General features: G+C 61.6%; 16 protein-coding genes and 2 pseudogenes. 10 read left to right on the forward strand and 8 right to left on the reverse strand.

The genetic code is table 11. The features are described 5' to 3' along the window. The 4 genes and pseudogenes from QZY44_RS01695 to QZY44_RS01710 all read left to right on the forward strand — a co-directional run. Positions 1 to 253 (forward strand): annotated as a pseudogene (locus tag QZY44_RS01695) (phenylalanine--tRNA ligase subunit alpha); the annotation flags it as partial. Between the two features lie 417 nt (positions 254 to 670). Beyond that, positions 671 to 1,939 (forward strand): AAA family ATPase, encoded by a 1,269-nt coding sequence (locus tag QZY44_RS01700; RefSeq protein ID WP_295441393.1) that lies wholly within the window; start codon positions 671 to 673, stop codon positions 1,937 to 1,939. Next, entirely contained in the window at positions 1,927 to 3,036 is a 1,110-nt protein-coding gene (locus QZY44_RS01705; protein WP_295441396.1) for a hypothetical protein, read from the forward strand. Before QZY44_RS01700 ends, QZY44_RS01705 begins: the two co-directional genes overlap by 13 nt. 3 nt (positions 3,037 to 3,039) lie before the next feature. Then, positions 3,040 to 4,722, forward strand: a complete 1,683-nt coding sequence (locus QZY44_RS01710) for a DUF262 domain-containing protein (protein ID WP_295441398.1) — start codon at positions 3,040 to 3,042, stop codon at positions 4,720 to 4,722. A 355-nt stretch (positions 4,723 to 5,077) separates the two neighbouring features. Here QZY44_RS01710 and QZY44_RS01715 read toward each other — a convergent pair whose 3' ends face one another. Then, the gene (locus tag QZY44_RS01715) at positions 5,078 to 5,407 is read right to left on the reverse strand and encodes a helix-turn-helix domain-containing protein (RefSeq protein ID WP_295441401.1); all 330 of its coding nucleotides are present in this window, start codon (positions 5,405 to 5,407) and stop codon (positions 5,078 to 5,080) included. Between the two features lie 157 nt (positions 5,408 to 5,564). Between QZY44_RS01715 and QZY44_RS01720 the strand changes: the two are divergent. The 6 genes and pseudogenes from QZY44_RS01720 to QZY44_RS01745 all read left to right on the forward strand — a co-directional run. Then, positions 5,565 to 6,120, forward strand: a pseudogene (locus tag QZY44_RS01720) (TCP-1/cpn60 chaperonin family protein); the annotation flags it as partial. 276 nt (positions 6,121 to 6,396) lie between these two features. Beyond that, complete coding sequence (locus tag QZY44_RS01725) at positions 6,397 to 6,633, forward strand: addiction module protein (RefSeq protein ID WP_295441403.1); 237 nt, start codon at positions 6,397 to 6,399, stop codon at positions 6,631 to 6,633. Beyond that, positions 6,630 to 6,923 (forward strand): type II toxin-antitoxin system RelE/ParE family toxin, encoded by a 294-nt coding sequence (locus QZY44_RS01730; protein ID WP_295441405.1) that lies wholly within the window; start codon positions 6,630 to 6,632, stop codon positions 6,921 to 6,923. The genes QZY44_RS01725 and QZY44_RS01730 overlap by 4 nt, the downstream gene beginning before the upstream one ends. 13 nt (positions 6,924 to 6,936) lie before the next feature. Beyond that, on the forward strand, positions 6,937 to 8,001 hold the full coding sequence (locus QZY44_RS01735; protein WP_295441408.1) for a MoxR family ATPase: 1,065 nt from the start codon (positions 6,937 to 6,939) through the stop codon (positions 7,999 to 8,001). A gap of 3 nt (positions 8,002 to 8,004) precedes the next feature. After that, positions 8,005 to 9,816 (forward strand): hypothetical protein, encoded by a 1,812-nt coding sequence (locus tag QZY44_RS01740; protein ID WP_295441410.1) that lies wholly within the window; start codon positions 8,005 to 8,007, stop codon positions 9,814 to 9,816. Between the two features lie 262 nt (positions 9,817 to 10,078). Further along, the gene (locus tag QZY44_RS01745; RefSeq protein ID WP_295441412.1) at positions 10,079 to 10,519 is read left to right on the forward strand and encodes a hypothetical protein; all 441 of its coding nucleotides are present in this window, start codon (positions 10,079 to 10,081) and stop codon (positions 10,517 to 10,519) included. A 12-nt stretch (positions 10,520 to 10,531) separates the two neighbouring features. Here the strand turns inward: QZY44_RS01745 and QZY44_RS01750 are convergent, their stop codons facing one another. From QZY44_RS01750 to tssI (QZY44_RS01780), 7 genes are all read right to left on the reverse strand, one after another. After that, entirely contained in the window at positions 10,532 to 10,936 is a 405-nt protein-coding gene (locus QZY44_RS01750; protein WP_295441414.1) for a DUF4150 domain-containing protein, read from the reverse strand. 52 nt (positions 10,937 to 10,988) lie between these two features. Beyond that, positions 10,989 to 11,609, reverse strand: coding sequence for a DUF3540 domain-containing protein (locus tag QZY44_RS01755; RefSeq protein WP_295441416.1), 621 nt, complete (start codon positions 11,607 to 11,609; stop codon positions 10,989 to 10,991). Positions 11,610 to 11,706: 97 nt separating this feature from the next. After that, the gene (locus QZY44_RS01760) at positions 11,707 to 12,774 is read right to left on the reverse strand and encodes a pentapeptide repeat-containing protein (protein WP_295441418.1); all 1,068 of its coding nucleotides are present in this window, start codon (positions 12,772 to 12,774) and stop codon (positions 11,707 to 11,709) included. After that, positions 12,761 to 16,597 (reverse strand): DUF2169 domain-containing protein, encoded by a 3,837-nt coding sequence (locus QZY44_RS01765; RefSeq protein WP_295441420.1) that lies wholly within the window; start codon positions 16,595 to 16,597, stop codon positions 12,761 to 12,763. The genes QZY44_RS01760 and QZY44_RS01765 overlap by 14 nt, the downstream gene beginning before the upstream one ends. A 473-nt stretch (positions 16,598 to 17,070) precedes the next feature. Next, positions 17,071 to 19,578 (reverse strand): type VI secretion system tip protein TssI/VgrG, encoded by a 2,508-nt coding sequence (tssI, locus tag QZY44_RS01770; protein ID WP_295441422.1) that lies wholly within the window; start codon positions 19,576 to 19,578, stop codon positions 17,071 to 17,073. Positions 19,579 to 19,805: 227 nt separating this feature from the next. Then, the gene (gene tssI / locus QZY44_RS01775; protein ID WP_295441425.1) at positions 19,806 to 22,340 is read right to left on the reverse strand and encodes a type VI secretion system tip protein TssI/VgrG; all 2,535 of its coding nucleotides are present in this window, start codon (positions 22,338 to 22,340) and stop codon (positions 19,806 to 19,808) included. 166 nt (positions 22,341 to 22,506) lie between these two features. Beyond that, positions 22,507 to 24,996: a type VI secretion system tip protein TssI/VgrG gene (tssI, locus tag QZY44_RS01780; RefSeq protein ID WP_295441426.1), complete on the reverse strand. Its 2,490-nt coding sequence runs from the start codon at positions 24,994 to 24,996 to the stop codon at positions 22,507 to 22,509. Positions 24,997 to 25,090 lie beyond the last annotated feature (94 nt).

Genomic DNA, 25,090 nt, shown 5'->3' on the forward strand with positions numbered 1-25,090 from the left:
CATATCATGTATAATTTGCGGCGGATCGGCCGGAGAAAAGAGATGTAGCGTGTGCGGCGGCAAGGGATGGCTGGAAATACTCGGAGCCGGCATGGTTAATCCCAAGGTATTTCAAAAGGTCGGCTATGACCCCAAAATTCTCACCGGCTTTGCGTTCGGCATGGGGGTCGAGAGAATAGCGATGTTAAAATACGGCATAAACGATATAAGGATGTTCTACGAGAACGACGAAAGGTTCTTAAGGCAATTTTAATATGCGCATAAGCTATAACTGGTTGAAAGAGTACGTCGATCTGAAAGAATCAATCGAAAGCTTGAGCGACATGGGTGGGATGGGTGGAATGGGCGGCATGATGTAAGTCGCCTGGCGTCACCGGTTTGGTGACAGAAAGCCCCGCCTCGGCGGGGCTTTTTTTATGGGCCGAAGGCCCTGAATCTGGTTTGACGTCCGTCGCCCCGCCTATGCTAATGTGACTCCATCGCTGATCCAGGAGACGACCATGTCCGCCAACGTCCATTTCACCGGGTCAGTCGATCGCGTCTCCGGCGTCGACAGCAGTTGCCATCGGTGGACTTTGCTGCCGAAATAAGGGGGTTGCCAGGATTCCGGCAAACCGCGACAACCTCAGCGGGACATGAGCCATCCACCTTGATTCGAGCCAACCAAGCCATGTTCAAATTGACCGGCCTCTCCGCTACCGGCTATCGCTCCTTCGCCGAACCCCTTAAGTTGGAACTCAAGCCGTTGACCCTGCTGTACGGCCGTAACAACGCCGGCAAGAGTGCAGTGCTGCGATTACTGCCGATTCTTGCGGATTCCGTGGCCGACGACGCCGCATCGCCGTTCGAGATTGCGCGAGTGGCGGGTCCGGGAGCGAGTTTTCTCGATGTGGTGAACCGAGGCAGTGGGCTCAAGCGCTTGAGCCTGACTTTGCATTGGAGCGATCCCGCCGGTCACCACTATCGCGATGTATTCCATCTCCGGTACATCGACGAGGCCGATGCCGTTGCTATTAGCGCGTTCGAGCTCATTGGGCCGGATGATCAGACCCAGCTAAGAGCCGAGGCGGAGCCATATCCAGATCAGGGCCGATACACGGTTACGCGGCCAGCCGATGATGCGGTGTCGATTGTGCCCGGTTTTGTCGGTCTCGTGCCGGCAGCGAATTGTGAGGTACTCGTCCTCAGGGGCCTGCGCGAACGCCTGCTTGGTCTGCGGCGCAACATCCAATGGCTGCAATCGGTGCGCACGCGCTGGGGGCGCCTGGTGACCAAGACCGGCAGTCGACACCGCATGCTCGGCCCCGACGGTGCGCAGGCGGCTGAGATACTGTTGACGGACGAGCGCGTGTTCGAGGAGGTCGCCCGCTGGTACGCTGGGCATGATATCGGTCGGCGGTTGGACCAGGCCGCCGCCGCGGTCGGGCAGCCCATCCACCGGCTCTTGCTCAATCCCCAAGCAGGACCGATCCGAGACATTGACCTGCTGGATACCGGCGAGGGGATGATCCAGGTCTTGCCGGTCCTGGTCGCCTGCGCTCTTGCCCGCGAGCGGGGCGACGGCGCGATTCTCGCGATCGAGGAGCCGGAGAGTCACCTGCATGGTAATGCCCAGCAGGCCCTCGCCAACCACCTGTGCGAGATTGCGGCAGGGAATAAGCCACCCACCATCGTCGTCGAGACCCATTCGCGGATACTGCTGCTCGCTATTCAACTCGCGATTGCCGAAGACCGCCTGCCGCCCGAGTGCTGCCGCGCCTATTGGATCGACCAGGAGGCGAGCGGGGAGAGCATCGCAACCAAGGTCGATTTCGATAGCCACGGCAGCCCCAAGGGCGGTTGGCCACCGGCGGCCTTTGTCGAGGATCAGGCGTTGGCCCGTCGACTATTGGATCAACAGTTGCAGGGCGGCGCGTTCAACTCACCATGCGGGTACTGATCGAGCAGGAATTGTTCGGGCGACCGGAGGGCCTTTCGCTCCCATTCTTGGAGATCTTCGCGCTCGCCCGGGACGGCCGCCATACGTTACTGACCAAGCCAATTTTTCGGGATGGCGAGGATGGTCCGATTGCCGGCTGGCTGAACGTGTTGCCGGAGCCAGTTGTAAAGCGAGTCCGCCTAGTCTTTGAACAGGCACTTCAGAGTGCTGCCAGTCTACCCAGCGATACCGCGACTATCACGATTGCTGCGACCACCGATTGGCGCCGCGGGCGACTGACGCTGGCGCAAGCGATCCGGTTGTTGCGGATGCCCCTTGGATTGTTACTCGAACACCGCCGCACCGACCTGCGGTTCCTCCTCGCACTGGCGCCGCCGACCCAACGCCGACAGTTACAGGATGCATTGGACGCGGGTTGGATCGAGGTATTGAATGGCGGCGGGCTTGGGGACATGACCGCGCTGATCGAAGAACTGAGTGATCCTTCTTCTGAGACGCTCGTTCAGCGCGCCCGTCTCATGCGTCTATGGGTGATGTTCGACCGCGATAGCGATCTCACTGATCGCGCACGCCCTTCACCGAATTCCGAGCGGTTGAAGGCTATCTGTGAAAAAGCTTCGAACGCCGTCGGTTCGCCCTGGCCCTTAAATCATTACCAACTCGGCCGTCGCACCATCGAAAATTACCTGCCCGAGCGATTGTTGCGACTTTGGCAGCAGGATGTCTCTGGTAGTAACAGAACCAAACGCCGCAAGACCATCGATGCCCTGAGCGATCTGAGAAAGACGTGGCCGGAAGCAGGGCACCAATACAACATGAAGCACGGCTTGGTCGGCGATCTGGGGGATGAACTGAGGACGCAGGTTCGGAAGCAAAACCGCGATGTCCGCGACCACGAACTCGATCCGTTATTCCAGCGCCTATCCGAGCAGGATCGCAAGGCGCTGCGAGACGGCTTCAGGTCTAAGATCGCAGACCTCTTCGACTGGGACCCTGGCGGCTACGAAGACGCCTTTCGCGCAGAATTCGAGCGCGGCCGTCGGCCAGACGAACCCACCCGTGAGGCAATTCTGAATTCCCTGTTCGCGAGGTTATAGCCCATGGCCGGACTCTTTGAAACGCCACAGGTGCCACGGCTGCCAAGCCTGCTGGCCGAGGTCCGCAGCGGGGCTATCCTGATCCCGGATTTTCAACGCCCATTGGAATGGGATGATGATCGGCGCCTGACGCTACTGGACAGCGTAGATAAGCAGATGCCGATCGGCGCCTTTTTGGTCTGGCGCACCCGAACCCACGCATTGCGCTGTCTCGATAGCCTCGGCGCATTCAAGTTGCCGACGACGCCTGGCGAGCAAATCCCACATGCCTATCTGCTCGACGGCCATCAGCGTCTCGCAACGCTATTTGCGGCCCTGACCTGGACGGATGACCCCAAGCCGCTGCGTGACCAGGGTATGCGTTGGCCGATCTACTACGACCTTGAGCCCGATCCCAAGGATCGAGCGTTCCGCTTCTTCAGTCGCAAAGGTGAGCCGCCGGTGACTTGGCTACCGCTCTATGCGTTACTCGATCCCAAACGACTCTTTGAGCATCAGAAGCGATTGCTGGGCGCGAACAAGGACGCGGCCGCCCAAGTCGCCGAGGCTTTAGCCGAACGTTTCAAAGATTATCAAATCCCTGTCGTGCCGCTGGTCAGCGAAGACCTTTCGCTCGTCACGGAGAGCTTCGTGCGGGTCAACAGCGGCGGTAAGGCGATGAGCGAAACCTATATGGTGCGCGCCTTGGCCTATGCGGGCGGCTGTGATATTGCGGGAAAGATACAGTCCTTGCGTGATGAGTTGGCCGCGGACGGATGGGGCGGCATTGAGGATCAGGTCTTGCTGAACGTCCTGAAGGCGCGTTGGGGATTGCATATTTATGATACAGAGCCACGGACACTAAATGATCGGGTCAAGAAAGACGGCTGCGATCAAACGTTTAAGGAGCTCGGCCACTCAGTCCGTTGGGCGATTGAGTGCCTCGCGGAATTTAGCGTGCGAGGCCCTCGTGCCTTGCCCTATGCGACGCAGTTGGTAGGCATTGCGGAACTCGGTCGTCGGCTTGGGCAAATTCCTTTGGACCTGGAGCAGCGTGAACGGCTGCGCCGCTGGTTTTGGGCGACGACCTACGGTGAATATTTTACCGGCATGCCCGGAAACCGCATTGCCGATGCGATCGACTATCTATACACCGTGATTGCCGACGGCGGTGACCCAATCCCGCCGGATCTGGCGCGCCAGGTGGCGCCGATTGGGGTATTCAACTATCGGGCGACGCGAAGCAGAGCGCTGATGCTGCTGACAACACTCTCGATCGACGATGACCGCATTCGCGTGCAGACCCAGCGCGCTTTGGGCGAGTTGGGCAACGAGACGGTGCAGCGGCTTTTTACTTCCGCGGAGGCGACTCGCCCGGAGAACCGTGTTGCCGCGTTGCCTGAAGAATTCAGCGCATTACGCCATGAGCTTAATCCTTCTGCTTCTTCGTGTCGGCCTGTCTTGTTTGATGTAGAAGCTGCATCAAATGATGACTTGCAGAAGAGACACCAAAGGGTTCTTTCCCGCTATCTCCTCCCGGACCACGCGCCGACTACACTCAGAATATTCGGCAAGGATGAAGTGTTCGCAGTTAACAACGTTCTGGGCGGGCGTCGAGCTATAATGGACTCGCGGGAGCGGGAATTCCTGGCAACAATCGGTCTGGAGCTGCGTGATAGCGACGAGACAACCGAAGCTGGAAGTTAGCATTTTTCGTAACCGCTGCGTGCCCCCAAGTCGGATAAAGTGGTCCGAAAATAGGTCGTTGGGGGATGTCCAGTGCGGAGTATGTGTAATTTATGGGATAAGGAGCCAGCGCATAGATCGGGTTACGCGCGGGCATAAGGGACCAGGGTCGGATACTTTTCCTGGTTCCGGCTTGCAACGTGCGAGCAAGCGGGGAGCATGCGGTCCATGCCCAAAGCGCATCAATTTTGAACGATGCCGGTGATAGTAAGAGTGGGCGGAAAGCGCGTCGAGTGCCTAAAGTAAACGCTGTTTAACCAAGATTGGGAAATCCCCCGACGAGGAAGGTACCGCAGTACGGCGAATCGATGAAGCCTCAGGACACCAACTCACGCAAAACCTCCGGGTGACGCTCGGCCACCTTGAGCAGCGTCTTGGCTGCGCCGGAGGGCTCGCGGCGACCTTGTTCCCACTCCTGCAGGGTGCGCTTGGACACCCCTAGGAGCGTGGCGAACTGAACCTGGGACAATTGTGAAATCACCCGTGCCCTGGCCACCGCCGATTCGATCACCCGACCGTCGCGCGTCACCACTGACACCCGTCCGACGTTGCCCGCCTGCAACTGGCGGATCGATTCCAGTAATTCGCCGTCGAGATCGCGATCGGCATCGCGCGCCAGCAATTGGGCTTCAGTCAATTTCGGCATGATCGGCCATCTCCCGCAACAGGTTCAGGGCCGCTGCAGATCCGCCAGATCTGAGTCGTTAAAATAATCGGCGGCAAAGCGGGTAAAGCCAGGCAGTTCGATGAACGTGTACATAGGCGGAATTGTACGTCCTCCGCGGCGGTTCGCACAGGCCTAAGGCACCTCCCTGCACAACGAGCTGGACGTGGTGGAGGGCATGCAGTTCGATCGCGGCTACCGCTGCCCCTACTTCATCAACAACCAGCAGGGCCAGAGCGCCGATCTCGAGACGCCCTACGTCCTACTGCACGACAAGAAAATCTCCAAATCGACGGCGCCGGCTCCGAGTCCGACATCAAGGCGCGCTGCGAGCAGATCCGCAGCCAGGTCGAAGAGACCAGCTCCGACTATGGCAAGGAGAAGCTCCAGGAGCGTCTGGCCAAGCTGGCCGGCGGCGTGGCCGTCATCCAGGTTGGCGCTGCCACCGAGATGGATATGAAGGAGAAGAAGGGGCGCGTCGAAGACGCCCTGCCACCCGTGCCGCGGCTGAGGAAGGCATCGTCCCCGGCGGCGGTGTCGCCCTGGTGCGTGCGCTCAAGGCCATCAAGGATCTGAAGGGCGCCAACCATGACCAGGGCGTCGGCATCGCTATCGCCTGCCGTTCCATGGAAGTGCCGCTGCGTCAGATCGTTGCCAACGCTGGCGACGAGCCGTCCGTGGTCCTGCAGAAGTTGGTGTCTGCCGGCCTGTCTCTGCGTGGCTGACGGTTCACCGACCTGCACGACTAACCTGCTTGCCCGGCGGCCGCAGCGCGCCTAAGATCGGCACGCTATCCGGTCCGGCTGGTTGAATTTCCGATCATTACAATGCTGACGAAAGACACTATTTTCGCTGTGCTGCGCGCGTAGAAATCCCGTCTTGCGCAGGAATACAATGCGAAGTTCCGAGTTCGCGAAGATGCCGAACAGGCCGACCGAGGTTCGCGAGAAAGACCACTCTGTGAGAGGACGATGATGGGCACCAACACCGCACGGGTTTTCGACGACGCACTGGCACTGCCGGTAGACCAGCGGCTTGAACTCGTCGATGTACTGCTCGGCAGTCTGAACTCACCGATTGATCCGGTGATCGAGCGTCTCTGGGCTGAAGAGGCGGAACGTCGCGTCGCTCAGATTGACTCGGGGGAAGCGGGCTTGATCGATGGAGAAGAGGCGTTCAGCAGGCTGCGCGCGAAATACCGGGGATGAAGTTCTTTCTGCATGAGGCCGCGGAGAGTGAACTCGATCATGCCGCAGCGTATTACGAGTCCTGCCGCGTGGGGCTGGGAATCGAGTTTGCCGAAGAGGTTTACCGAGCGGTGTCGCTGGCAGCGGCCTTCCCCGATGCCGGTAGCCCGTGTTCAGAGAATACGCGCCGACTGCTGGTGCGGCGGTTTCCGTTCGGGGTGATCTATCGAGTCAAAGGCCAGATGGTGGAGGTCCTCGCCGTCGCTGACCTGAGACGGCATCCCGGCTATTGGCGGGATCGGATGATTTGAGGCCAAGTCCCACATGAACCCCGCCATCCAACTCACCCTCAGCCAAGCCTTTGAGTTCCTGCTGAACGTCGCCGTGGTGCGCCCGGTGTTCCTGTGGGGCGCGCCGGGCATCGGCAAGACCGCCCTGGTCAACCGCTTCGCCCAGGAACTGGGGCTTGAATGTGTGTCCTTGTTGGGGAGCCAACTCGCCCCTGAGGACCTGCTGGGGGTGCCCCAGATCGACGGCGATTGCTCGCGCTTTTTCCCGCCGGCCAACATCGTGCGCCGGGAGCCGTTCGTGCTGTTCCTGGATGAACTCAATGCTGCCAGCCATGAGATCCAGAAGGCCTTTTATTCGCTGATCCTGGATCAACGGGTGGGCGAGTATCGCTTGCCGAAGGGCACCCTTGTCATCGGCGCCGGTAACCGCGCCAAGGACGCGGCCATCGTCAAACCCATGCCCTCCGCGTTGATCAATCGTCTGGCGCATATCCATTTGCGCGCCGATCATCGGCAATGGCTGGATTGGGCGGTCAATCAGGGCGGTATCCACCCCTGGGTGATCGAGTACATCCAATTGCGCCCGGACCATCTCTGGAGCGAGCCGCCCAAGCATGAGGAGCCGTTTTCCACGCCGCGCTCCTGGCACATGCTCTCCGACGCGCTGCATTCGTTCAGCGGCACCATTGACAACACCTTGCTGGAGGCCCTGGCCTTCGGTTTGCTCAGCCCGCCGCACGCCGGCCAGTTCAAGGGGTTCCTGAAGCAAGTCCAACAGAAGCATACCCTCGCCGCCATCCTCAAGGGCGATGCGCATTGGCCGGATGCGCCCGGTGATCGCGACATCCTCTATTTTCTGGCGCAGTCGCTGCGCGGATTACTGCGTAAGGAGTTGCCGCAGGACGACGCCGACCGGCGCGGCGAACACCAGCAATTGGCCATCCGCGCCAAGGACCGGCTCAAGGAGCTGGCCCGCATCAGCGTGGAAATCGCCCAGTCGGTGTTGGCGGAAGACGATGAGGGGCGCCGCCTGCCGACCTGGTTCCTGGTGGAGGTGGCCCGCGACCTGCCGCGGCTGGCCGGACACGACAAGGCCTGAGCCATGGCCCGCCCACGCCATCCTGACCCGGCGCAGGAGGCCCGCGATGCCGGGCTCGCCCTGCTGCGGGAGAAGGCGGTGCTGGTGCCCCTGCTCAACGTCATCCACTTCTACCCCGAGAAGCCCCCCAGGTTTGTCGATGACAACGCGTGGCTGGCCGTCACGCCCAACGGTTCGATCTATCTGCACCCGACCCGCCGCGCCTCTCCTGATGAATGGGCGCGGGTGATCGGCATCGCTTCGGTCTGTCTGGGCTTCGGCATGGTGCGCGGGCGTGCGCCGCAGGACCTCTGGGAGACCGCCTGCCTGCTCAGTGCCGAGCGGTTCTGCGAGGAGTTGAAGCTGGGGCAATCGCCGGAGGTCTTGTGGCATGGGCCGGTCGCGGTGCCTGCCGGGGGTGAGGACGCCTTGTTCCGGCGGTGGTGCGCCGACGGCGTGGACCCGTCCCTGGCGCAGTGGCATCGGTTGTGGTGCGGGGGCCGGCCGCTGTTTGTGGGGATCGACGGCAAGGACTCGGACCGTTGGCGCAGGCCCCCGGACTGGCCCGCCTTGCTCGCGGAGGGCATCGCCCAAGGCGTGGGCCGTGCCTTGCGGGTAGTGGGCGGCCGGGAGACCGCCGCCGGCCAAGGCAGCCCGGCCGACAGCCCGGCACAGCGGGCCAAGCGCCGGCTGATGGACGGCTATCCCTTGCTGGGTGCCCTGGCCGCCGGCTTCGACCTGGAGGAGGGCCTGGCGCAGTGCCGGCAATATGACATCCAGGTGGCCGCCATTGATGTCGGGGCGAGGCGGATTTGGATGAACCCGGCGGCGCGGCTGAGCCAGGCGGAGGCGCTCTTTGTGTTCGCCCATGAGTTGCTCCATGCCGGGTTGAACCACGCCTCCCGGCGGCGCGGGCGCGATCCCTTGTTGTGGAATGTCGCCTGCGATTTCCTCATCAACGCCTGGCTGATCGACATGGGCGTCGGTACGCCGCCCGCGTTGGGCCTGTTGCACGATGCCGCCCTGGCCGTGCACAGTGCGGAGGAGGTCTACGATCTGCTGGCCCGTGACCTGCGCCGGGCGCGCAAGCTCGCCACGCTGCGCGGCCCCGGCCAGCCGGATATGTTGGGCGAGGCGCGGGACGGCCCCTTTGTGGATGCGGAGGAATACTGCCGTCGTGCCCTGGGGCAAGCATTGGACCGCTGGCTATTCGGCAGTGGGCGCGGCACCATCCCGGCGGGGCTGATCGAGGAGATCCGCAGCCTCAGCCAGCCGCCGATCCCCTGGGATGTGCGGCTGGCGGAATGGTTCGACGAGCGTTTCCCGCCGCCGGAACTTCGTCGCAGCTATGCCCGGCCCTCGCGCCGCCAGTCCGCCACCCCCGGCATCCCACGCCCGTCGCCGGTGAAGCCGCCGGAGGAGGAGCGGAAGAGCCGGGTCTTTGGTGTGGTGCTGGACACGTCAGGGTCGATGCCGCCGCAACTGCTGGGCAAGGCGCTGGGCGCGATCGCCAGCTACAGCCTCGCCCGTGACGTGTATGCGGTGCGTTTGGTGTGTTGCGATGCCGCCGCGTATGACAGCGGTTGGGTGGAGCCGGAACGCCTGCTGGAGCGCTTTACGCTGAAAGGCCGGGGTGGCACTGTGCTGCAACCGGGAGTGGACTGCCTGAGCCGCCTCGCCCAGCGTGGGGAGTTCCCCCGGCAGGGTCCGCTGTTGTTGATCACGGATGGCGAGTGCGAAGACGCGGTGGAGATTGCCTTCGACCATGCCTACTTGCTGCCGGAAGGCCGGCGTCTGCCGTTCGTGCCGCGGGGCGAGGTGTTTGCGGTGAAATGAAACGGTATGGATTGCTGCTCAGCCATCAACCCGCTTGCCCAGCGGCCTGCGCGCGCCTAAGATCGGCACCCTGTCCAGATGGGCTGTTTGCTGAGGAAGGCCAGTTTTCCGTGATCGCGCGCACGCAACTGCTGGGGACCTTCGCATCATACGAGGATGCGCTGAAGGTAGGTGACCAGCAGTGCGGCCTGGCGCCGTTGATGGTGAAACAGATCGGTGCCAAAGAGGCAGTCTCGTTCGCTTGCCTTCCTCATGACACATCATGCCCAGCGTAAACCTGCGTATCTCCCAACAGGGCCCGCTGCTGGACGCCAAAATCGGCGTGTCCGCCACGCGGCGCGAGGCGATGCAGCAGGCCGGGGAGGACGTCCCCGAGTGGGTTTGCGTCCGGCTCTTGATCGATACCGGGACTCACTTCACCTGTCTCGACCCATGGATTATCGAGCGACTGCAGTTGCGCCCGAGCGGGTTGGTCGATATCCACACGCCCTCGACCAACGCGCACAACGCGCATAGCTGCCAGCAGTACGATATCAGCTTGATGATCCCTCACCCCAACATCAATCGGATCTTTGGCGCGGTCTGCGCTATCGAGTCAAACCTGCGGCATCAAGGAATCGACGGTCTGCTGGGCCGGGACCTACTCAGTCAATGCCTGTTCATCTATAACGGCGAGCTCAATACCTATACCCTGTCATTTTGACCCGGCTGGCCCTTATCCCAGGGTGAGCACCGTCACCTGACTGGGCACGGTGCAGATGCCCGGCGCATTGGGGAGTACGGCCACGGCGTTCTGGCCGGTCACGCTGGTGAGTCGCTGCTGCGGCATGCCGTCGGTAATGATGGTGATACAGCCCACGATATATTCCGCTTCACCCGACTCCAGGTGCGATACCACCCCCAGCAGCACACCGGGTTCATCGCCCACTGACACCAGCCCGGCTGAGCTTTGGTTGAGCGCCGGCGTACAATCCATGAGTATCGTGTAGGCGGCCGGGGCACTGGTGGCGGACATCTGCATGTTGGGATAAGGGATAGGGACTGGAATCGGACCGACCGGCGTGATGCACACATCCGGAAATCCCAGATTCATCCCGGCGCCCATGGTGAGTGCGAACATGGTCGTTGCTCCATAGCCAAGGTGGTTAAGGCAGTGTGGTCAGGGCGGGCGGTCAGCCCAGATGGACGAGTTCGCCGTCGATCTTCACGTTCTCCTCGGCGACGATGAGCGTATTCTTGGCCTGCATCGAGAGATCCGCCGCAACCAGGGTGCGCGATGAATTCGCGTGGATCTCCTCATGCTCACTGGTAGCGCGGAAATACGCCCCGATGCGCTGCGTCAGGTCACGATACACTTGGTCCGCCGTGGCGAATACGCTCTTGATGCGCTCGGCCTGGACCGAGACCACGGTGCCAATAAAGCTGGTACGGACGATGGAGAGTGCGGCCTCGTCGGCCCCCACCGTCAGGCGCGTGGCCGAACAGGTCAGTGCGCGCATGGCGGCCAGATGTAGATCGCCGCTCGCCTGAATGGTTGCATCGCCCGGCAGATCGAGCCGGGAGGCGGCCGGGTCCGCCTGTTCCAGCACCGCCAGCACATAGACCGGGGCGGTCTCGGCAATGGACAGCAATACCGTGTCCCCGGGCCACGGGGTCAGCAGACAGCTGGCGGCCTTGACCGCGCGAAACCGTCCCGTATCGGTCAGGACACTGAATTGACCGTCGGCGGATGCTTCGAGCGTGCCGTAACTCAGGCAGGGACGGGGATCGAGCTTGGTAGCGAGTCGCGTCATGGGTGTTCTCTCTGTGGGCGCGGCGATTGATTGAACCTCGACCGTGGGCGCGGCGCCCGGCCCTCGCGGGCGGCCGCTCCCAGCGGAGCATCTGTTGTTAGTCCGGCGGCGGCTCCCAATCCTCTGCCCGGCGAAAGTCATCGTTGGTGCGTTGCAGCATCACCATGAGCGCGCCGGTGAAGCGCGTATCCTGCTCGATAGTCTGGTGCAGCTTGGCCCGATACAGCTGGGTCCGCGAGAAATCGGCCATGGTCAGATCGGCCTTAGAGAAATCCGCGTGGCTCAGATCGGCCCCGCAGAATTTTGTTCCCCGGCAGATGCCCTCCTTGAAGATCGCATGGACCATCTGCGCCCCGCTGAAATCGGCCAGCGCGGCATTGCAGCCGCTGAAGATGGACTGGACGAGATTGGCCTTGGCGAAGCGGGTTTCATGGAGGATGGCCCCCATGAACATGCAATTCTCGGCGGTGATCCCGGTGCAATCGGCCTGGGTCAGGTCGGCACCGGAGAAATTGGACATGCTGAGGTGAGAACCCGCGAAATTGGCCCGTTGCAGGATGGCCCCATCGAACTGGACGATCGCCAAAGTCACCCCGGAAAAGTCCTGCTCGATCAGGTTGGCCTCGCGCAGAACACACTTGAACATGTGGGCACGTTTGAATGAAACACCCTGTAAGTTAGCCTTCATAAAGGTCGCACGGGTCAGTCGCGCATCCTCGAGATTCGCACTGGCAAAACAGGCCTCGTTCATAATGGCCTTCTCGAAGATCGCCCCGCGCAGGTCCGCACCGGTGAAATTGGTATGCTGACCCATGCACCAACTGATGGTGCCCTGGCGGAAGTCGGCACCCGAGAAGTCCGAATGCTGGAGCATGCAGCGATGTAGTCGCGCGCCCGAGAAGTTCGCCCCCACAAAGGTGAGATGACGAAACATCCCCTCCTCGAGAGTTGACCCGGCGAAGGAGGCCCGAGAGAAATCGCATTTGTCCAAAAACGACTTCGCAAATCCGGCACCGGAGAGGTTGGCGCCGACGAATGAGCACTGACGGAAGCGCCCGCCGCCGAGATCGGTCCCACCCAAGTCCACCCCGGACAGGTCGGCCTGCTCGATCTGCCGACCCTCGGCCAGGGCCGCCAGTAGCTGTTCGCGGTCAAGCTTTACCATCGATCAGTCCCTCCCGTCCCTCAAGCAGGGTCCCCGTCAGCACGGTCCCCTCCAGTCGCGTCTCACCCATGACCACCTTGAACATATCTGCGCAATACAGATGGGCGCCCCGCAGGTCGGCCTTTACCAGCCGGGTCTTACCCACGGAACCAGTAAACAGATTGATGAAACGCAGGTCCGCACCCTCGAGGTTGGTATTGCGCAGCCGCGTTCCCTTGGCGCTGGCCTTGTAGAGTTTGGCCTGTGGCATGAAACAGTTGTCGATGACCGCGGTATCGAGCCGGGAGCGGGTGAAATTGGCGCCGGTCAAATTAGACTGGCGCAGCCCAGCACCACGCAGGTCAGCACGCGAGAAATCCGCGCCGGGCAATTCAGAGTCCTTGGCGATGCGGAACTGGCGCAGGTCCGCATCGCTAAACTGGACCCCTTGCCCCTTGGTCTCCTGGAACAGGGTCCTAAACAGGGTCGCATTGGTGAACCTGGCTCCATCAAGGTTCATCTTGGCGGCCAGGACCTGTTTCATCCGCACCCCGTTGAAATCGGTCTGTGAGGCCTCGCCGCCTAGCATCGTCAGTTCCAGGCTGGCGCCGCGCAAATCAGCACCGTTCATCTTGATCTCCTTGAACATGGCCATATGGACCTTGGTATTACGCAGATCCGCCTGGCTGAAATCGGCCTTGTTGGCCATGGTCATGTTGAAGCTTGCCCCCTGCAGCTTCGCCTTGGTGAACTTGGCTCCCTGGAACATCGCATTGTCCAGCACGGCACCGACCATTGAAGCCTCGCTGAAGTCGGCCCCCGCGCCCATCACCTTGGTGAAGATGGCACCGTCCAGGTTGGCCTTGCGCAACGCCGTGCGCGTGAGCTTGCAGCCGGTGAAGTTGAGCCCATGCAGGTCGAGTTCAGACAGGTCTATTCCGGTCAGGTCGGCGCCGTCCGGCGATTGCCCCTGGTCGCGCAGCGCGATGACCTGCTCGCGGGTGAGTGGGCGGATCTTGTCGAGATCAATGCCCGCCTCTGCGAACTTGGCCTTCATCGCCGCCGGGACCTCGTGGTTTCTGACCTTGGCGATGCCATCCTCCAGCTCTGCCTTCTTTTCGGCCAACAGCTTCATGCCGGTATCCCATTTCACCTGCGACTCGGCGCTGAAGCGCTCCGCCCAGTCGGCGGCATCGGTCATTTTGGTCTCGTCCGCGGCGCTCAAGTGCCCGGCCTGTTTCAGCTTCGCCATCTGTTGGCGGATCTGCTCTGCCATGTCTTTGCCCTTACCCGCGAAGTCCACCGGCCCTTCTGACGGCTTCCGGTCGAGGATGGCCGGGTCCTGACCGTACTTGATCAACTGCTCCCGTGCCTGTGCCATGACCTCGTCGCGTTTCGCCGTCACGTCGTCGAACTTGGCCAAGTGGAACGCGCGCAGCTGTGCGATGACACCCGGGATGATCGCCTTGAGGTTCGGGAACTCCAGCTTGAACCCCTTCATGAAATCCGGGCTCAGGTGCTTGCCCGGCTCGGGCAGGGTGATTCCGGTGTCATGGACCGCCGCCATCTCTTTGGGCAGGTGACGCACGATCCAGTCCCGCACCGGCTCTTGGGTCCGGCTTTCAAAGAGGGTAGCGCCAGTGACCATTTCCAGCGGCGCGGCCTGCGGGAAGGCCGCCTGCCAGGCCAACAGGCCCTTGGTCAGTGACGCGGAGCCGGCGTATTTCTCCGGCAGGGCCACCAGGATCAGCGGCGCCGCCTTCAGTGCCTTGTCGGCGTCTTCGCAGCGTTTGACCGCCGCCGACTCGGCCGCGAGCACCGAGCAGAAATCACCGGCCTCCTGTTCGGCATAGAGTGCCTCCAACTCGGTGGCGACCACCACCACCGGGGCGCCGGCCGCCGCCGGCAGCCCCGGCAGGTCGATCAACGAGGCGCTCTCGATGAAGAGCGCGGACGCGTCCGACCCCTCGGCCAATTTCTCTCGGAGCGGCAGCGAATAGGTCCCGTCCGGCCCCTTGGGCCGGACCAGGATCCGGTTGAGCCGCGGCCCCTCGAACCGGGGCAGCACCAGGCCGACGGGCAGATCGACGGTCTGACCCGCCGCCAGCCCGAACTCCGGGCCCGGCCAAGACCGCGCCTGGGCGGCGATCCCCAGCCAATGTCGGCGCTGCGTCTGGGACTGGATACCGAGCCGCTCCAACTCCGCCTGGGTGCCCTCGTCCAACTCCAGGTCCTTGCGGCAGCGCACCACAAAGGCATGACCGGTTTCGTGCCAGGGGCCAAACCCACTCGTGAATGGATAGATGGGCTTGAAGGGTTGGTTGAGGTCCAGCCCGCTTTTGGCCTGGATCTCAGGGGACAGGGTCTTGAAGTGGTCGGTCGCCTGCTTGAGCCCCTGGTCGTGGGCCGCGATGATCTCGTCCTTGGCCGCCGCGAGCTTGGTCGTGGTGCTGTCAAGGGTGGTCTTGAGCTCGGCGATCTTCTGGCGGAAATGGGTAAAGATGGCCTTGTCGATGGGGGCCTTGACGCCGACCTTCTGTTCGATCGCGAGCTTTTCGGCCTCCATGCGGTCCACCAGGGCCAGGCTCTTGTCCAGCATCCGATGGTACTTGACCGCCTCCTCTGCCGGGTCGGGCAGCGGCATGGTGGGCTTCTGCCCCATGCTCGACTTGCGGATGTCGTCGATCTGCTTCGGGATATTGCCGATCCGCCGTTTGGCGTCCTTGATCATCTCCTGCGCGCGCTGAAGGGGCGCCGGGTCGATGTTCACGCCCCGGTCGAGTTCCCGTATCTGCAGCTCGCGGTAAAACTCGATGGTCTGGGGTGTGCTGTCCAGCGGTTCGGGACGAACCAGGATTCGCAACACGTCCGCCATCTCGTCGTCCTTGATGTCAGTGACCCCCCGAAACAAGACCAATCCGCGCTGGATGGTCGGGAAGAACCAGACCGTCTCCAGGCGGGTGCTGACCTCCCTGAATTCGTCGGTCGGGCGCAACTGGTTGGACGGCAGCGGGCCGGTGGGAAAGCAATGTGGCCGGTATTCCCCGTTCAACGTCACAAAGACCCGCATGCGGATGCGTGGCAGCGTGGTCTCGATCACCGGCAGGTCCGGATGCATCCCGGTGACTACACAACGCTCACCGCCCTGGAAGAATCCCTGGGCATACTGATCCTCAGCGGCCAGATTGAAAAACTCCCAATTCATATCGTCCGGAAACCAGGGCCAGCGTTCCCGCTTCCAGCGCTTGTCATAGGTCCCGTTTTTCTTGAAGCGCTGCGGCCACATCAGGTCGAGTGGGCCGAGGCCGGCCGGTTCCGGCCGATCCGTCGGTGAGCCGATAGTCCGGCCGGGCAGTTCCAGGTTCGGCAGCGGGTGGAACTCGTGCCCGCCCGGACCGGGCACCGGTTTGACGCCCTTGCCAAGCGGGTTCGGGGCAAAGTCGGGGCCACCGAAGGCACGATCCCAGGTGAGCGGCATCTCCTTGAACGGCAGCGGGTCGGTGATCCGCCCGGCCTCCCAAAAGCGGTCGCCGAAGACATCGAGCGACTTTTTGATGGGGCCAACCTCGATCGACACCCGCGACGCCGTGCGCGTCGTCCCGCGCGGTGCGAAGCCCGAGCCGAAGACCAGGACCTCTCCCCTGGGCTTGGGCAGCCCTTGGTCGAGCGAACCCTGCTTGCCGAGTTCACCCGGGACCGCCTTCCACAGGTCCTGCTCGGAGAGCGGATGGTCCGGGTCGTTCAGGTCGAAAAAGACCAGGACCCCGATCGCCATCCGGTCACGGCCCTGCAGGGCGAATGGACGGGGGATGATGGACTGCTGTTTCTGTTTGAAGATCTTCACCGATGTGTCCACCCCATTTGGGTCCAAAGACCGAAAGACCAGTACCTATTCTCATCACATACGGGGCCAGCAACGAGTCCCAGACAACCGCCAACACGTCGGTTACAATGCCAGTCGTACCAAAGCGTTCGCCGACGGCGGCCGACCAGCGGCTGACCTCCCCCCCGGTTTATTAAGCACTCCGTCATCTGCTCCACCTCACCCTGGGCCACGCTCAATAACAGGCACCACCTGCTGACCCACTTTGAAACCCGCGCGAGCCCCATAGAGGCGTTCGCGCAGACCAACAGCGCCAGCACCGGCCCAGGGTCCACAGCCCCTCCAGACCAGTGCGGCGGACCACCTGAAAGGTGTCAGCGTTCGCGCTGACCCAGACGACAGTTACCCCTGGGGATCGCGCCCGAGTTATTTCCAGTATACCTGCTTACGCACTCACCAGAGTATCACTGGTCGGCCGTCGAAACGAGCATTAACTAAGTGAGTGTCTGGATGGCAAACAGATTGCTGCACTCGGTACCAATAGCAGTTGAGTTGGTGGCAATCAGGTTTGAATTTGCGGCAATCGTGTTAACTGCGTTACTCACTTGAGTCAGGCTATTTCCGATAGCCGTGGTGTTGCCGGCCACTTGGTTCGCCTGGTCGGCAACTGTATTCGTCGCACTCGCGACCACGTTCGTGTATGCCGCGAGAGCGTTGGACTGCTGTACCGCCGTCTGCACATTGGCCACAAGAGTCGTATGCGAGTTCGCGATATTCGCGACCTCGTCAGCGAGCAGCTTGATTTGGGCGACCAACCTTACGCTATCACCAATCACTGCATTATGCGAACCGGTTAACGCGGTGATCTTTACCGCCACTTTATCTACAGAAGAATTTATCGCCTTCAATGGCCCGACCTGCATATTTAATCTGGGACCTGTGGTCATGTCCGTTCGGGCGCCCATCACTATCTTATTGTCATCCAAGAAGGTCCATGCCGTGTTTGCGCCTGCAAAAACGCCACTGTTTGCGCCCACCACCATCAGCCCGTTTTCGCCCAGGATGACCGAATTCTGGTTGCCTGCTTTGATACTCAGGCGCTTATCTGTCCGAAACACGATGCCCGCTTCATCGTAAAACCCAGCCTGATTGACTCCACACTGCCACTGGTACTGAGGGTCAAGGGGCTGGTTGGCGGAACCCTTTGTGCCGGCCGCCACGCAATCGCTAACCGGCCTGCCACGCTTTCTCCGGCGGGCGCGCGGCGTAGGGGCGGACCCGGCGGGCACCGGGATCAATCGCCCGGCATCCTTGCCGGTATCCTTCGCGACATAATTGGCCTGGTACATGGTATTTTGCGGCTCATAGGTTGCAGCATTGGCGCCACGGCCTGGCGATTGATTTGGCGTGCCCGGGGACGGGGCACCGCTACCGCCGCCATCCGCGGCACCGTCGCTGAACCCCAGGCGTATATAGGTGTTGCCGTGCGGTGTGGCGAGATGGACGTACTCCTTCCCCGCTTGGTCTTCGAATTGGAGTTGATTCTGCCCGGCAGTGATGATGCGGCACTGGGTCGAGGACTGTTCATTGACCACGTTCGGGGTCTGCGGATTGGGCAGGGCAAGCAGGATATAGGGACGGTTGGGATCGCCGTCGTGGAATGAGAGTGCGACCTCGGCACCCTTGTGCAGCGGGAAGTGAATGCCATGGTCAGCGCCGGCATAGAGCCCGGCCTTGCGCAGCCAGGTCGAGGCCTTGCCCTGGCCCTTCCCGGACAGATCGAAGGGCATGATAACCTTATAGCGGCCCTGTGCATCCAGTTCGGCATACTGCCCGGAACCGGCCGCGTCGACCTTGCCGGAGATGGTGCCATGAATGCGCGATGGCTCGGTCTGCCGCGGGGGCCGGAACTGCACCGTGGCCGGAATACAGGTGAATCGGTTGCGATAACCTGGCGCTGCGGCGGCGTCCTGCAGTTTGATCCCCAATCGGCTGATCAGATAGCCTTCCTGACCACCCTCATGGCTGACGCCGGTGATCAGATAGCTGCAATTGAAATCCGGCCGATAGTGCCCGCGCAGGGTGAACTGATAGCCGGGGCTGATGGGCGCCACCTCGCTGCCGGCAGTGAACAGCCGGTGTTGACAAAGTTGTTCCTGCGCGCGGATGCGCGCCAGCAACTGCCCCTCGACGCGTGTCGAGAAATTTTCGCCATAGGTATAGAGCTCACCCACCCCGGTCGGGGAGATGAGTTCCTCGACCTGCAGGTCGAGATCAGGCTGTTCATAATGGTAGTTCTTGAGCTTGATGTTGTGCTGCAGCGGATTCAGCTTCAGTTTGAAGTCCCGCACGAGGTGTTGCCGGGCCGTGCCATCCAGACCGCTGGTCGAGGCGAAGTCCAGGATGGGGCAGTCCGCGAGCGGTTCGTGCGACATGAAGGTATCGGTGAAGATCAACTTTTCCGCGGCACCACTCTGATCGAAATAATAGTAATAACCGTAGCGCTCGGCCCAGTGAGAAAAGAAGTGGAAGTGCGATTCGTTGTATAGACAGGCATAGGGCCAGGGCGTCCCCTGGCTCTGGATTCGGGCCTCATAGTCGGTGGTCAAGAGACCGCCGTCGCGCAGACAGGACTCGATGATCTGCCGCGGTGTCTGGTCCTGAAAGATCAGGTTGTGCCGGGTCCGGGTCAGGAGCCACAGTCGGGGGACCAGCACGGCATGGTAAGAGACGTAGTCGCCGACCTTGTGCAACTGTTCAAGGTTTTCAAGGATGCCATGGTAGGTGGACGCCGGCCCGCCCGGCTGCGCCCGGATGGTGAGGGTCGCCGGACTGGCCAGCACCGCTTCCAGGTCCAGTGAGTCGTCCGCGCAGACCAGTAGGATCTCGAACCGGTACAGGGTCGACAACCCCTCAACCCCATTGAATCGCACCACCTTGAAGGCATCGGCCGGCAAGTCGGCGCAGACGAATGTGAACAGTGGGCTTAGCTCTTGTGCCATTTCTAGTGGACCCGGTGGTGAAAGAACGCAAGGGTGCGAGGTAGCGAGACTCGCCGACCGTCAGCATGGCGGCGGCCTCGCGGTGCGGCCACCCCATCACCTGAGCATAATCGCTCTGGCAATGACTTAATTCGCGCTGGCCAGGGTGGAGACAAGATGTTCACTAAATTATTCCAGTTAGCGGTGGCAAGGTTTACCGTTCGCCCCGTCCGGCGCCGACCGCCGCCTCACATCATTTCAATCACAGCGGAGATGACGCTAACATTGGTAGCCACTTCGGCGACCTCTGTGGCGACCCTGCTGCATTCGGTGTTGATGTCTGCGACGGTTGCCTGCAGCCGCGTCACATCGCCACTGACCTGACTAACCTCCGCCTGGACCTGTGTCACGCTTGCGTCGATCTCCTGTTTGCTGGTTGTCAGTTGCACTTTCGTCGCGTAGGTCTGGTTAACGTCCACTGCCAGATTGTTGATTTCAGAACGGATCTTAGTGGCGGTCGCGCTGACCTCGCTTTGGGTCTCAGTGATCCTCTGTTGCGCCGTTGTGACACAGGTTTCTATCTCGTTGATCCTGTTCACCTCACCCTCTACGTCTGTTAACTGTGCAGTCAATCGATCGATTGTTCCATTTAACTTCTTGGTGCTCGCGGCGGCCCTTGTCTGGTCCGTTGTCAGTGACAACTTGGAAAAGCTCAGGTTCTTTACTGCGCCCACCTGTATGTTAAGTCTAGGGCCGATCGTGCTGTCCGTGCGGAGGCCTGCCACAAACTTATTGTCATTCCCACCGACAAATGCGCCGTTTTCGCCGAGAATCGTTGAATTCTGTATGCCTGCTTTGACACTAAAGCGTTTGTCGGTATTCAGTACGATCCCGTCCTGAGAAAAAAAGGACGACTGATTGACCCCATACGGCGACTGGGACATGAGGGCACCGGCGGGGGCCGTCGAAGCGATTGCGCCGATCACCTGGAGCTGCGCGGCGGGCCGGCCACGAGTCCCGTGGCACCCGCCAGATGCAGGCGTCGTCCGGGGTGGCGCCGCCATGAATCGACCGGCCGCCTTGCCGGTATCCCTCACCACGTAGTTCGCCTGATACATCGTATTGTGCGGCTCATAGCTCGCACCATTCGCTCCGCTGCCAGCCGCATTACCTGTATTACCCGGGCTACCGTCGCCGGACCCATCCCCGCCGCTGCCACCGCCCCCTGCCTCGCCGCCGAAACCAAGCCGCAGGAAGCTATTGCCGGTCGGGGTTGAGAGATGGATAGACTGCTGCCCCTCGAGATCCTCGAAGTGCAGCTGATTCTGCCCGGCGGTGGTGATCCGGCACTGGGTCTGGGATTGCGCGTTGACAACGTTCGGCGTGCTGGGATTGGGGATGGCGGCGAGGATATAGGGGCGGTTGGGGTCGCCATCGTGGAATGCCAATGCCACCTCGGTCCCCTTGTGCAGCGGGAAATGGATGCCATGATCGGCGCCGGCATAGAGCCCGGCCTTGCGCAGCCAGGCGGAGGCCTTGCCCTGTCCCTTGCCGGACAGGTCGAATGGCAGAATGACCTTGTAGCGCCCCTCTGCATCCAGTTCGGCATATTTCCCGGAACCGGCCGCGTCGACCTTGGCCGAGAGGGTGCCGTGGATCCGCTGTCGTTCAGTTTCGCGGGGTGCACGATACTGTACCTCGGCCGCAATACAGGTGAAACGATTGCGATAGGCGGGGCGTTCGCCGGCGCCCGCGAGGCGAGTCCCCAGCCCGCTGGTCAGATAGCCTTCCTGTCCCCCCTCATGGCTGACGCCGATGATCAGATAGTCGCCGTTGAAATCGGGTCGATAGTGCTCGCGCAGGCTGAAGCGATAGCCTGGCGTGATAAAGGGGACCTGACTGCCGGCATCGAACAGTTGGTGCCGGCAGAGGTGTTCCTGCGCCCGGATAGCCGCGAGCCGTTGCCCCTCGTCCCGGGTCGGAAAACTTTCGCCATAGGTATAGATGTCACCCACCCCGGTGGCGGAGATAATCGCCTCAGCCTCCAGGTCGAGATCGGGCCGTTCGTAATAGTAGTTCTTGAGTTTGATCTTGTGCGCCAGCGGATTGAGTGTGAGATTAAAGTCCCTGACCACCTGCTGCCTGGTCATGGCATCCAGACCGCTGGTCGGGGCAAACCCCAGGGTCGGGCACTGCGCGAGCCGTTCGTGGGACATGAGCGTATCGGTAAAGATCAGCTTCTCCGCGGTGCCGCTTTGGTCGAAGTAATAGTAATAGCCGTAGCGTTCGGCCCAGTGCGAAAAGAACTGGAAGTGCGATTCATTGTACTGGCAGGCATAGTTCCAGCGTCGCCCCGGCGTCTGGATCCGGACCTCATAGTCGGTTGGGGACAAGCCGCCGTCCTGCAGACAGGCCTCGATGATTTCCTGAGGCGTCTGGTCCAGAAAGATCTGGTTGTGGCGGGTCTGGGTCAAGCGCCACAGTTTGGGAACGAGCACCGCCCGGTAGACGACCTGGTCATCGACCTTCTGCAACTGTTGGAACTGTTCGATGATACCGTGATAGGGGGCCGCTTGCCTGCTGTCATCCGTCTGGATGCTGAAGGTGGCCGGACTGGCCAGCACCAACTCCAGGTCCAGTGAGTCTTGCGGGGACACCAGCAGGACCTCGAACCGATACAGGGTCGATAATCCCTCCACGCCGGTAAAGCGAACGACCTGGAAGGTGTCCGGGTCCAGTGCGGTGGAGACGAATTTGAACAGTGGGCCTGAGTCTGCTGCCATTTTCGATAAACCTCGGTGCAAGCTGTGCCGACGGGTTGCGCCGCTGCGCGTTCGCCAGCGGCGACTACCCTCAGGGGTTACCCGCTCATCACATCACAAAACGCGATGCCTATCAATTCTGGCACCGGCCCCCCGTCCGCGCATGCGTTCAGTAGCGACCGCCGCCTCACATCATTTCAATCACGGCGGAGATGACGCTTACATTGGTGGCCACTTCGGCGACCTCCGTGGCGACCCTGCTGCATGCCGCGTCGATTTGCGATACGTCCGCCCGCAGTTTCGTCACGTCGCCACTGACCTGACTCACCGCGCCCCGAACCTCAGTCAGGTCCGCGCTGACCCTGTCCTCAGTCGCCGCCAGTTGCGTTTTCGTCGCGTAGGTCTGGCTAATGCTGACTGTCAGGTCATTGACCTCAGTCTGGATCTTAGTCACCGTCGCGGTGATCGCATCTTTGTTATCAGTGATGGCCTGTTCCGCGGTGGTGACCCTGGTTTCGATGCCTGTGATCTTGGCGACCTCGGTTTCTGCCGTCGTGACCCTTCCGGTCAACTTGGTGACGTCCGCGGCCACCGCGGTGACCTGCGTCTTTAATTTGGTTTCGACCTCACTTATTTCATGTTTTAACGGAGACCACTCCCACTTGGAGGGGAAGTTATATTCGACCAAGCCCCCCGCTACCAGGTCGGTCTTCAAGCCCATCACCGTCGCATTATCGAATCCGAGGATGACCTCTTCCGAACCGCCTAGGATGCTGGTGAATTCGTCGCCCATGATCGTCTCGGCCTTGGCGCCGCACTCCAGCGAATACTTGCCGTCAGCCTTCCAGGAAATGTCTATATTGGAGTCATCCTCACCCTCACCCTCACTGGCATTGTTGACCGCCAACGGTGAGCGGGATGGCCGATTCATTACCGCCGCAGTCGCGTCAGGCTGGCAGCCGCGGCCCAGGGCGGTCGTCCCGGTCGGTACCTGGGCATAGTGACCAGCACCGTGACCAGTCTGAGTCACTACAAAATTTGCCTGATACATCGTGGTGTGCGGTTCATAGGTCGCGCCACTTGCACCACTCGCCGCATTCGTGGTCGGGGTTGCCGGACTCGCACCACTGCCCCCGTGATAGCCGATCTTCAGGGCGGCTTGGCCGCTCGGCGTCGTGAGATGAATGTACTGCCTGCCTGGTTCGTCTGAGAAATGCAGCGTGTTGCGGCCGTTGGTGGTGATCCGGCACTGGGTCTGAGATTGCTCGTTGACGACACTCGGGGTGCTGGGGTTGACCATGGCGGCGAGGATGAACGGGCGGTCCGGATCGCCATCACAGAAGGACAGTGCAACCTCGGTATCCTTGGTCAGCGGGAAATGCATTCCATGGTTGCTGCCGGCATAGGGCGTGGCCATACGCAGCCAAGCCGAGGCCTTGCCGTCGCCGCGCCCGGACAGGTCGAAGGGCAGGATGACCTTGTAGCGTCCGTACTGATCCAGTTCGGGGTAGTCACCGAGTCCGGCGGCATCGATACGGGCGGGAATGGTCCCGTGAATACGGGGCCAGGCGGTCAGCCGCTGCGGTCTGAACTGGGTGGTGGCGGGTATGCACTGGAAGGTATTACGGTAAAACAGCGAGTTGCGGTCATCGCCTGGCAGGCCCAGGCCGCTTTGCAGATAGCGCGCCTGACTGCCTTCGTGGCTCACCCACGTGGTCAGGTAGTCCTGGTTGAAGTCGTCACGAAAATGTCCGGTCAGACTGAAGGTGTAGCCAGGACGCAGGGTGGGGACCTGGGACTCTCCCTGGAAGAGGCGTTGCCGGCACCGTAACTCCTCCGCGCGGACTGTGGCCAAACGATTGGCTTGCGCCTGCTCCAGGAAGTGCTCGGCATAGAGATAGACCTCGCCCCGACCGCGCGCCTGTACCACCGCCTGGCCCTGTAGATCAAGGTGGGGTTTCATGTAGTTGTAGTCCTTGAGCCGGACCTGGCGTGGGACTGGACGCACATGCATGCGCAATGCCTGCACCACCTGACCCGCCACGGCGTCCAGGCCGGAGATGGGCGAATAGCGCAGCCCGTTGGCTCCTGGCATAGTGGTGTGGGCCATCCGGGTGTCGGTAACGATCATCTTCTCGGCTTGCTCGCTCTGCTCGAACCAGTAATAGGCGCCGCCCCACTCCATCCAGCGGGAGAGGAAATCGAACGCGGATTCGCCATATTGACACACATAGTCACAGACGGGGTAGGCGTTGGTACGGCGGAACTCAAAGTCCAGCCCCGGTGCCAGGCCGCCGTCACGCAAGATCTGGCTGAGGAACTGCGCGGGGGCCTGATTGAGGAAAACCTGATTGTGGCGGGTCAGGGTCAGCCACCAGAGCCGCGGTCGCAACTCGGCGCGATAAAAGTAATGGCGGTCGGCCTCATGCCATTGCTCGAGATTGGAGAGTATCCCGTGATAGGGCAATGCCGGTTGGCCGGCCGCCTTGATGGTGAAGGTGGCGGGCTGCTCGATCACGGCATCGAGGTCGATGTCCCTGCGCCCGCAGATCAGCAGGATCTCGAAGCAGTAGAGGGTGGAGAGCGCCTCCAGGCCGGTGAAGCGCACGACCTGGAAGGTATCCGCGGCCAGTCCGGCAGAGACGAAGGTGAACAGTGGACCAGTCTGTTGAGACATTGCCAATGAACCTCATGGTGAAAGAATAGTCGGGATGGCCGTGGCACGGTTTGCCGATCGCCTCGCCATCACGAAGCCCCGGGGTCATCGCTCG

Source organism: uncultured Thiodictyon sp., assembly GCA_903837595.1.
In the GTDB taxonomy this organism is placed as follows: Bacteria; Pseudomonadota; Gammaproteobacteria; order Chromatiales; family Chromatiaceae; genus Thiodictyon.